Annotated in this window: 8 protein-coding genes; 6 read left to right on the forward strand and 2 right to left on the reverse strand. The window is 55.4% G+C overall.

The genetic code is table 11. The annotated features are described in order from the left end of the window. Positions 1-1,056 carry a nitrogen regulation protein NR(II) gene (gene glnL / locus AC2AXP_RS20980; protein WP_004956811.1) on the reverse strand — a complete coding sequence of 352 codons (1,056 nt, stop codon included), beginning with the start codon at positions 1,054-1,056 and terminating at the stop codon, positions 1-3. A gap of 308 nt (positions 1,057-1,364) precedes the next feature. Next, entirely contained in the window at positions 1,365-2,774 is a 1,410-nt protein-coding gene (gene glnA / locus AC2AXP_RS20985) for a glutamate--ammonia ligase (RefSeq protein WP_039991450.1), read from the reverse strand. Positions 2,775-3,145: 371 nt separating this feature from the next. Here glnA and typA point away from each other — a divergent pair, with 371 nt between their 5' ends. From typA to AC2AXP_RS21015, 6 genes are all read left to right on the forward strand, one after another. Beyond that, on the forward strand, positions 3,146-4,969 hold the full coding sequence (gene typA, locus AC2AXP_RS20990; protein ID WP_004956806.1) for a ribosome-dependent GTPase TypA: 1,824 nt from the start codon (positions 3,146-3,148) through the stop codon (positions 4,967-4,969). Positions 4,970-5,178: 209 nt separating this feature from the next. Beyond that, positions 5,179-5,769: a glucose-1-phosphatase gene (yihX, locus tag AC2AXP_RS20995; RefSeq protein ID WP_484381912.1), complete on the forward strand. Its 591-nt coding sequence runs from the start codon at positions 5,179-5,181 to the stop codon at positions 5,767-5,769. Between the two features lie 46 nt (positions 5,770-5,815). Continuing rightward, positions 5,816-6,712 carry a virulence factor BrkB family protein gene (locus AC2AXP_RS21000; protein WP_004956799.1) on the forward strand — a complete coding sequence of 299 codons (897 nt, stop codon included), beginning with the start codon at positions 5,816-5,818 and terminating at the stop codon, positions 6,710-6,712. Beyond that, positions 6,709-7,146 carry a D-aminoacyl-tRNA deacylase gene (dtd, locus tag AC2AXP_RS21005; RefSeq protein ID WP_004956796.1) on the forward strand — a complete coding sequence of 146 codons (438 nt, stop codon included), beginning with the start codon at positions 6,709-6,711 and terminating at the stop codon, positions 7,144-7,146. Before AC2AXP_RS21000 ends, dtd begins: the two co-directional genes overlap by 4 nt. A gap of 155 nt (positions 7,147-7,301) precedes the next feature. Further along, a complete protein-coding gene (fabY, locus tag AC2AXP_RS21010) occupies positions 7,302-8,249 on the forward strand; it encodes a fatty acid biosynthesis protein FabY (RefSeq protein ID WP_004956792.1) in 948 nt (315 codons plus the stop codon). A gap of 347 nt (positions 8,250-8,596) precedes the next feature. Further along, positions 8,597-10,267, forward strand: a complete 1,671-nt coding sequence (locus AC2AXP_RS21015) for a ShlB/FhaC/HecB family hemolysin secretion/activation protein (RefSeq protein ID WP_273871833.1) — start codon at positions 8,597-8,599, stop codon at positions 10,265-10,267. The last annotated feature ends 25 nt before the right edge of the window (positions 10,268-10,292 follow it).

Below are 10,292 nucleotides of genomic sequence, written 5' to 3' on the forward strand. Positions count from 1 at the left end.
CTACCTCGACTTGCGAATGGGCAGGTAAACCGAAAATTCGGTATGTCCCGGCCAACTGTTGAATTCAATTTTACCGCAATGCTGATCGATCAGATTGCGGGCAATGGATAGTCCCAGGCCGGTGCCGCCTTCGCGACCACTGACCATCGGGTAGAATAATGTGTCTTGCAGCTGCGCCGGCACGCCAGGGCCGTCATCTTCAATATCGATACGCGCCGCCAGCCGATAGCGGGTGCCATGCAGCGTGATCTGGAACGCGGTACGGGTGCGCAGCGTGATGGTGCCGCCGGCTTCCCCCAATGCCTGTAGCGCATTGCGGGTGATGTTCAGTAGTACCTGCTCGATTTGGTCCGGATCGTGTGCCAGTTCCGGCAGGCTGGGATCGTAATCGCGCACCAGCGTGACGTTGTCTGGCATTTCCAGCGACACCAACTGACAAACCCGTTCAGCCACCTGATGGATGCTCTGCGTAATGTGCTGGCCTGGCCGCTGTGGCCCCAGCAGGCGATCGACCAGATTGCGCAGGCGATCGGCCTGTTCGATGATCACTTTGGTGTATTCGGTCAGCGACGGATCGGGCAGCGCCTTGGCCAGCAGCTGCGCCGCGCCGCGCAGACCGCCGAGCGGGTTCTTGATTTCATGCGCCAGGCCGCGCACCAGATCGCGTGCTGCGACTTGCTGGGCGTGCTGCAACTGTTCCTGGCTGAGACGGCGCTGATTATCCATCGGCGCCAGCTCCAGCAGAATAAAGCCTTCAGGCAGCGCCTGAGCGGTCAGGGAAAGGATATGCGCCCGCCCGTCGACCACCAGCGTCACTTCGTTGTCGGTGAAACCCTGGCCGGCCTTGAGGCTTTCTCGCATCAGATCGACGTTCAGCGAAAAATAGCCGAGCAAATCGGGCAGCGGCGTGCCGAAAAGTTTACGGGAGCTTTGCGCCAGCAGTTGTTGAGCCGCTGGGTTGGCGTAGTGTACCGCCAGTGAGTCATCCAACAGCAGAATGCTGTTGATCAGTGAATTGAGGATTTGCCCTGCGTCGGGCAATTTGTCAGTTGCCATATATGCCCTTCATCTTTCAAGGTACAGCGGCAATGGCTGTCCTTGCTTACCCGGTCATCTGGCAGACCCCGCCGTATCGGCACGGTTGCCGTCTCGCTGCACCTTGAGATCTTGTGGGTATAGCAGACGCTCTGCACTTTTTTGGTGCATCTATCCTACTCCATCCTTGATAAGCACGGAATGGCGTAGTGTTACCGATAATAGCGTGGTGAAAAAAGCCCATCCGAAGATGGGCTGAAAGTTTCCACGGCAACAAAAAAACGACAACTAAAATTGGTTGCGCCACGCGCGGTGGCGCAGATGATGCTTTAAACGCTGTAGTACAGTTCGAACTCAACCGGGTGTGGCGTCATGCGCACGCGGTCCATTTCTTCTTTACGCAAATCGATGTAGGCATCGATCGCATCGTCGGTGAACACGCCGCCACGGGTCAGGAACTCGCGGTCTTCGCTCAGTGCAGCCAGCGCTTCGTCCAGTGAACCGGCCACTTTTGGAATCTCGGCTTCTTCTTCCGGCGGCAGGTCGTACAGGTTTTTATCCATGGCATCACCAGGGTGGATCTTGTTGATGATACCGTCCAGGCCTGCCATCAGCAGGGCAGCGAAGCACAGGTACGGGTTGGCAGCCGGATCCGGGAAGCGAGCTTCGATACGGCGTGCTTTCGGGCTGGCAACCACTGGAATACGGATGGATGCGGAGCGGTTACGGGCAGAATAAGCCAGCATAACCGGTGCTTCGTAGCCTGGGACCAGACGCTTGTAAGAGTTGGTGGTCGGGTTGGCCAGGGCGTTGATGGCTTTTGCGTGCTTGATGATGCCGCCAATGTAGAACAGGGCAGTTTCGGACAGGCCGCCGTATTTGTCGCCAGCGAACAGGTTGGTGCCGTTCTTGGACAGCGACATGTGGCAGTGCATGCCGGAACCGTTGTCGCCGAACATAGGTTTTGGCATAAAGGTCGCGGTTTTGCCAAATGCGTGAGCCACGTTGTGCACCACGTATTTGTAAATCTGGATTTCGTCGGCTTTCTTGGTCATGGTGTTGAAGCGGGTTGCCACTTCGTTCTGACCGGCGGTTGCCACTTCATGGTGGTGCGCTTCAACCACCAGACCCATTTCTTCCATGGTCAGACACATGGTTGAACGCAGATCCTGTGATGAGTCGACCGGTGGAACCGGGAAGTAGCCGCCCTTCACCGCTGGACGGTGGCCTTTGTTGCCGCCTTCGTATTTGGTGCCGGAGTTCCATGCGCCTTCGATGTCGTCGATGGCAACATGGGAACCGCGGATGCTGCTGCCGAAACGGATATCGTCAAACAGGAAGAACTCAGGTTCTGGCCCGAACAGTACGGTGTCGGCAATGCCGGAAGAGCGCAGGAAATCTTCTGCACGCTTGGAAATGGAACGCGGGTCGCGATCGTAGCCCTGCATGGTGCCTGGCTCAAGAATGTCGCAGCGAATAATCAGCGTGGATTCTTCGTAGAACGGATCCAGCACCGCGGTGCTGGCGTCTGGCATCAGTACCATGTCAGATTCGTTAATGCCTTTCCAGCCGCCGATCGAGGAGCCGTCAAACATCTTGCCTTCTTCGAAGAAGTCGGCATTTACCTGATGCGCAGGAATGGTGACGTGCTGTTCTTTACCCTTGGTGTCAGTGAAACGCAGGTCTACGAATTTCACTTCATGCTCATTCAGCATCGTCAAAACGTGTTCAGCGGACATACTTAACTCTCCCGGATTTATCATTGTCGTCGTCGTGGAACGAATCTGTGGTTCTGGCTTTTTTTCGCCCTGTATAGACTAAAGCGAAAACTGTGCCAACTTTATAAAAGCGGGGTAATCACCATTCTGTGCGGCTTTTACCCAATCTGAGTATGCACCATTAGTGATGCATTGCACCATTGAAGTGCAAAAGCAGCGCCGTTAAGCACCAAGATGGTGCAAAAGTGCACCTGCTGGTGCTTTTTGCACCGTGAAAGGGATCACAAACTGACCTGGACACAGTTGTTTATAAGAGATGGTTGTGATCTTGTTTAGTACCTCGCTTAATACGTGTACAATAGCGCGCTATTTCTAATGCCTGAGGCAAAGCTGTGATCGAAAATTTGCGTAACATCGCCATTATTGCCCACGTTGACCATGGTAAGACCACCCTGGTTGACAAACTGCTGCAACAATCCGGTACTTTCGGAGAGCGTGTAGAAGCCACCGAACGCGTAATGGACTCCAACGATTTGGAGAAAGAGCGTGGGATTACCATCCTCGCAAAAAACACCGCCATTAATTGGAAAGACTACCGCATCAACATCGTGGATACCCCAGGACACGCCGACTTCGGCGGCGAGGTTGAGCGTGTGATGTCAATGGTTGACTCGGTGCTGCTGGTTGTGGATGCAATGGATGGCCCAATGCCGCAAACCCGCTTCGTGACCAAAAAGGCATTTGCCAACGGTCTGAAGCCGATCGTGGTAATCAACAAGGTTGACCGCCCTGGCGCGCGTCCAGATTGGGTTGTTGATCAGGTCTTCGACCTGTTCGTTAACCTCGACGCTACCGACGAGCAGCTCGACTTCCCAATCATCTATGCTTCTGCATTGATGGGGATCGCCGGTACTGACCACAACGACATGGCGGAAGACATGACCCCGCTGTATCAGGCTATCGTCGACCACGTGTCTGCACCGCAGGTTGAGCTGGAAGCACCGTTCCAGATGCAAATCTCCCAGTTGGACTACAACAACTATCTGGGCGTAATCGGTATCGGCCGTATCAAGCGTGGCAAAGTGAAGCCAAACCAGCAGGTCACCATCATCGATAGCGAAGGTAAAACTCGCAACGGTAAAGTGGGCAAAGTGCTGGGCCACATGGGTCTGGAGCGTATCGAGTCCACCCTGGCTGAAGCGGGCGACATCATCGCTATCACCGGTTTGGGCGAACTGAACATCTCCGACACCATCTGTGACACCTCTGCGGTGGAAGCACTGCCGGCGCTGTCTGTTGATGAGCCGACCGTCACCATGTTCTTCAACGTCAACACCTCACCATTCTGTGGTAAAGAAGGTAAGTTCGTGACTTCGCGTCAAATCCTTGAGCGTCTGAACAAGGAACTGGTGCACAACGTGGCACTGCGCGTTGAAGAAACCGAAGATGCTGACGCATTCCGCGTATCTGGCCGTGGTGAGCTTCACCTGTCGGTACTGATCGAAAACATGCGTCGTGAAGGTTTCGAACTGGCGGTATCCCGTCCGAAAGTTATCTTCCGTGAAATCGATGGCCGTAAACAAGAGCCATTCGAAAACGTTACGCTGGACATCGAAGAACAGCACCAGGGTTCCGTGATGCAAGCCATGGGTGAGCGTAAAGCTGACCTGAAAAACATGGATCCAGACGGTAAAGGTCGTGTGCGTCTCGACTACGTGATCCCAAGTCGTGGCTTGATCGGTTTCCGTAACGAGTTCATGACCATGACCTCGGGTACCGGTTTGCTGTACTCCACCTTCAGCCACTACGACGACGTGCGTCCGGGCGAAGTCGGCCAGCGTCAGAACGGCGTGCTGATCTCCAACGGTCAGGGCAAGGCGGTAGCGTTCGCCCTGTACGGTCTGCAGGATCGCGGCAAGCTGTTCCTGGGCCACGGTGCGGAAGTGTACGAAGGCCAGATTATCGGTATTCACTCACGTTCCAACGACCTGACTGTGAACTGCCTGACCGGTAAGAAGCTGACCAACATGCGAGCTTCCGGTACTGACGAAGCGACTACCCTGGTTCCGGCCATCAAGATGACTCTGGAACAAGCGCTGGAATTCATCGATGATGACGAGCTGGTAGAAGTGACGCCAACCTCGGTCCGTATCCGTAAGCGTCACCTGACGGAAAACGATCGTAAGCGTGCAAGCCGCGGTCCTAAAGACGTGTAATTGCCTATTGATATCCGGTGAGCGTCAGGCTGCGGCCTGAGCGCTGACCGGTATCGATGCCGCATTCCCAGGGCGCGTTCGGCGCCCTGAGTTTTTTCCTCTGCTTTCCCCCGTTTCTGCGGCGCGCTATGCGCTTTTCCGTTCGCTCTCTGTTCAGCCTTTACTTTTCCCGCTACAGTGAACTCTCACCGGCCCGCCAGGAGAGGACTATGCTGTACATCTTTGATTTAGGTAATGTGATCGTCGATATCGATTTCAAACGCGTACTGGGTGTATGGAGCAATTTGAGCGGCACGCCACTGGCGGTGCTGAATGAACGTTTCACCATGGGCGACGTGTTCCAGCAGCATGAGCGCGGGGAAATCAGCGACCAGCAATTTGCCGCCAGCCTGTGTGAAGAAATGGGCATTGCCCTCAGCTTTGAACAGTTTTCTACCGGCTGGCAGGCGGTTTTCGTGGCTCTGCGCCCGGAAGTGATCGCCATCATGCAGCGGCTGCGCAATGAAGGACACCGCGTCGTGGTGCTGTCCAATACCAACCGCTTGCACTGCAACTACTGGCCGCAGCATTATCCTGAAGTGGCGGCGGCGGCTGACGCGATGTATCTGTCGCAGGACATCGGCCTGCGCAAACCGGATCCGGCTATTTACCAATACGTACTGGAGGCGGAACACACCCCGGCCGAGCAGGCGGTATTTTTTGACGATCATCCCGTTAACGTCAGCGCAGCGCAGGCGGTGGGCATCAAGGCGGTGCACGTCACCGACCGCGACGTGGTGCCGGCCTATTTTGCCGGTTGAGTCAGGCAGGTTAAGCTCAAGGCATACGAACTGACAAGGAGTGAGTATGTCGTTATTCCGCAGCAAGGCGCTGCCGTCATCGATCAAACCGGGCGTGACCTTTAGCCGCCTGCTGATAAAGCGCATCGACAGCGATGGCCTGACCATGCTGGCAGGCCACCTGGCTTACGTTTCCCTACTGTCTCTGGTGCCGCTGATCACCGTGGTATTTGCGCTGTTTTCGGTCTTCCCGATGTTTTCCGACGTCAGCATGCAGCTTAAGAGCTTTATCTTTAACAACTTCATGCCGGCTGCCGGCAATGTCATCCAGCGCTATCTGGAACAGTTCGTCGCCAACTCCAACAAAATGACCGCCGTCGGTACCTGCGGCCTGATAGTCACCGCGCTGTTGCTGATGTCGTCGGTGGACAGCGTGCTGAACACCATTTGGCGCAGCAAAAACAAGCGGCCGATGGTGTATTCGTTCGCAGTGTACTGGATGGTACTGACGCTGGGGCCGCTGCTGGTGGGTGCCAGCATGGCGATCAGTTCCTATTTGCTGTCGTTGAACTGGTTGGCGCAAACCGGCGTCAACAGTCTGGTCGAGCAGCTTCTGCGCATCTTCCCGTTGATACTGTCGTGGGTTTCATTCTGGCTGCTGTATAGCGTGGTACCGACGGTGCGCGTACCGTCGAAAGATGCGTTGATCGGCGCGCTGGTGGCTGGCCTGCTGTTTGAACTGGGCAAGAAGGGGTTTGCGTTGTACGTCACCATGTTTCCGTCATACCAGCTGATTTACGGCGTGCTGGCGGTGATCCCGATTTTATTTCTGTGGGTCTACTGGAGCTGGTGTATCGTGTTATTGGGTGCCGAGATCACCGTCACTCTGGGAGAATATCGCGCGTACCGGCAACATAAAGTCGAGCAGCAACAACAGGATAATCAGCAGGAAGGGCAGTCATGATTGCATTGATTCAACGGGTATCAAACGCCAGCGTCACGGTTGACGGCGAGACGATAGGCAAAATTGGCCCGGGTTTGTTAGTGTTATTGGGCGTAGAACAAGACGATGACCAAAAGAAAGCCGACCGCCTGTGTGAGCGGGTATTGGGATACCGCATTTTCGGCGACGAGAACGACAAGATGAACCTCAACGTGCAACAGGCCGGCGGTAGCGTACTGGTAGTTTCACAGTTTACCCTGGCGGCGGATACGCAAAAAGGCATGCGGCCGGGTTTTTCGCGCGGAGCCTCGCCCCTCGAGGCTGAGCGGCTATATCACTATTTTGCCGAGCAGTGCCGTAAACGCGGCGTGGAAACGCAGACCGGACAGTTCGCTGCGGACATGAAAGTGGCGCTGGTGAACGATGGGCCGGTGACTTTCTGGCTGCAAGTTTAGGAACCACCCAATAGGCTAACTGACTTGCCCTGTTGGGCCGAAGCCGTGCTCATCCCACCGAGGCGTGGGGTCAGTCACAACCCGGCCCGAATTGACGGCAACGGCACGCCTATTGAATGGCTCCGCAGGAAACATGATTTGGAGAGAAGGCGTCTATGTATCACCTACGAGTACCCGTAACAGAGCAAGAACTGAAGGATTATTACCAGTTTCGCTGGGAAATGCTGCGCAAACCGCTGCACCAGCCGGTGGGTTCGGAAAAGGATGCCTATGACGCCATGGCCCATCACCAGATGGTGGTGGACGAGAGTGGCAATATCGTCGCTATCGGGCGACTGTATATCAATGCCGACAACGAGGCCGCGATACGTTTTCTGGCGGTTGACCCTTCAGTGCAGGATAAAGGGCTGGGGACGCTGGTGGCGATGACGCTGGAATCGGTGGCGCGACAGGAAGGCGTCAAGCGCGTCGTGTGCAGCGCGCGTGAGGATGCGGTCGAATTCTTCGCCAAGCTGGGGTTTGAAAGCCAGGGGGAGATCACCGCGCCGCAAACCACGCCGATACGCCACTTCCTGATGATCAAGCCGGTAGCGACGCTGGACGATATTTTGCACCGCCCTGACTGGTGCGGGCAATTGCAGCAGGCGTGGTACGATCATATTCCGCTGAGCGAAAAGATGGGCGTACGCATCAGCCAATATACCGGCCAGCGTTTTGTGACCACCATGCCGGAAGTCGGCAACCAGAATCCGCACCATACGCTGTTTGCCGGTAGCCTGTTTTCGCTGGCCACGCTGACGGCCTGGGGATTGATCTGGCTGCTGTTGCGTGAGCGTCATCTGGGCGGCACCATCATTCTGGCGGATGCGCATATCCGCTACAGTAAACCGATCACCGGCAGGCCGAGAGCCGTTGCCGATCTGAGTTCACTGAGTGGCGATCTGGCCCGTTTGGCACGTGGCCGCCGGGCGCGCGTGCAGGCAGAAGTACATTTATTCGGTGACGATGACAAAGGGGCCGTATTTGAGGGCACCTATATGGTGCTGCCAGCCGAACCGGAAGAGCCGTTGGACAAAGGCGGTTCAGAGGCGTTAGCGAACTGAGCATCAAGCGCAGCATAGGGCATCTGGCCAGATGGGTGCTGCATGCTGCGCCCACTTAACGGGTTGGGCTTAATTGATGGCTTAATCTATCGTAGATATGTGACGTAGTTGCCGATTTTTTGTTTAATCAGAAATATCTTTGCTTAATTGGCATAATTGACTATTTAATTTGCACTCAACAAATAAATTGAATGGATTAAATCGGGTTAAGGATATTTACCCCGTCTAATCTTGAGATTTATCCTAATATTGATGACATCAGGTCCCGCAAAGTCACGATCTCCTGCTTGTCTGATGCTGAATCCTGTCGTTAGAATGCCGCAAAATCATTAAGGCGGTTTATCTGAATGGACTCAGTAACTCAGCGATTGGCAGTATCATTGTTATTTCTTTCCCTCAGTTCGGCTGCTGGCGCCAATATGCTCAGCCCGGCGGATCGAGATACTATCCAACAGCAACAACGCGAATTGTTGCAGCAAAACCAACAGCAACGACAGGAGTTGCAACGCAGCCTGTCCCCGGTGCTGCCACAAACGCCAGCAGCCACAGCCCCCGGCGGGCCGTGCTTCACCATTACGACCATTCACCTTGAAGGTGCCAGCCATCTGCCCGCCCGTGCGCGGCAAGCCTTGACGCAGCCCTATCTGCAACGCTGCCTGAATCTGGCCCAGATCAACACCCTGGTGCAGCAGGTTTCCGACTGGTATATCGAACGGGGCTATATCACCAGCCGCGCTTTCCTGACCGAGCAAGACCTGTCCCATGGGGAACTGAAGCTGCTGGTACTGGAAGGGCAACTGGAGAAGATCTGGCTGGACCAACGGGATGACAGAATGCTGAAGATGGCGTTCCCAGGCCTGGTGGGCCACATCCTTAATCTGCGCGATATCGAACAGGGCATGGAGCAGATCAACCGCCTGCGCCAACAACCGGTGCAGATTGAAATCCTGCCCGGCAGCCAACCGGGTTATTCGGTGGTCAATTTGACCGCCAAACCCGAGTTCCCGGTGATGCTGGGGCTGGGTTTTGATAATAGCGGGCAAAAGAGTACCGGCACCGGGCAGATCAACGGCTCATTGACCGGCAATAACCTGCTGGGGCTGGCGGATCAGTGGTTTGTGACCGGCGCGCGCAGCAGCGATTTCGCCAACGATCACGATGCCCGCAGCGTACAGGCCGGTGTCAGCCTGCCTTATGGTTATTGGCTGGTGGATTACAACTATTCTTACAGCGACTATCTCTCGACGATCGACAATCAGGGCTTTGATTGGCGATCCACCGGCGACAGTCAAACCCATCGCTTCAACGTTTCGCGCGTATTGTTCCGTAACAGTGACATGAAAACCGGCCTGACGCTGGGCCTGACCCACCGCATCAACCGCAACTATCTTAATGACACCCGGTTGGACAGTAGCAGCCGCAAACTGACCAGCGTATCTCTGGGTATGAGCCATAGCCAAAAACTGTGGGGAGGGTTTGCCACGCTCAATCCTTCCTACAGCCGTGGCGTTCCCTGGTTAGGCGCGGAAGATGACAGCGGTAAAGCCAGCGAAGCACCTAGGGCGGAGTTTAATAAATACACTCTCTCCGGCAGCTATTATCTGCCGTTGACACCAAACTGGAACTACCTCACCAGCCTGTACGGCCAGTGGACACCCGATCGCCTTTACGGCAGTGAACGCCTGACCCTCGGTGGCGAAAGTTCGGTGCGTGGCTTCAAGGAACAGTATCTCTCCGGCGATAAAGGCGGCTACTGGCGTAACGAGGTCAACTGGTCGCCGTTCAGCCTGCCGTATCTGGGCGATATTTCCGTATTGGCTGCCGTAGATGGCGGTTATCTGCGCCACGACTCTGTGGATACCTACGCTTCCGGCACGTTATGGGGCGGCGCGGTGGGACTGGGCAGCCGCAATCGCTATTTCAGCAGCCAATTTACCGTTGGCTGGCCGCTGGCGCATCCGAGCTGGTTAGAGCCGGACCGGGTATCGATTTACTACCGTATTAACATCGTTCTTTAATTCACAGGGAAGGATTTCAAGGATG

The sequence above is a fragment of the Serratia sp. Sp408 genome (genome assembly GCF_057180665.1).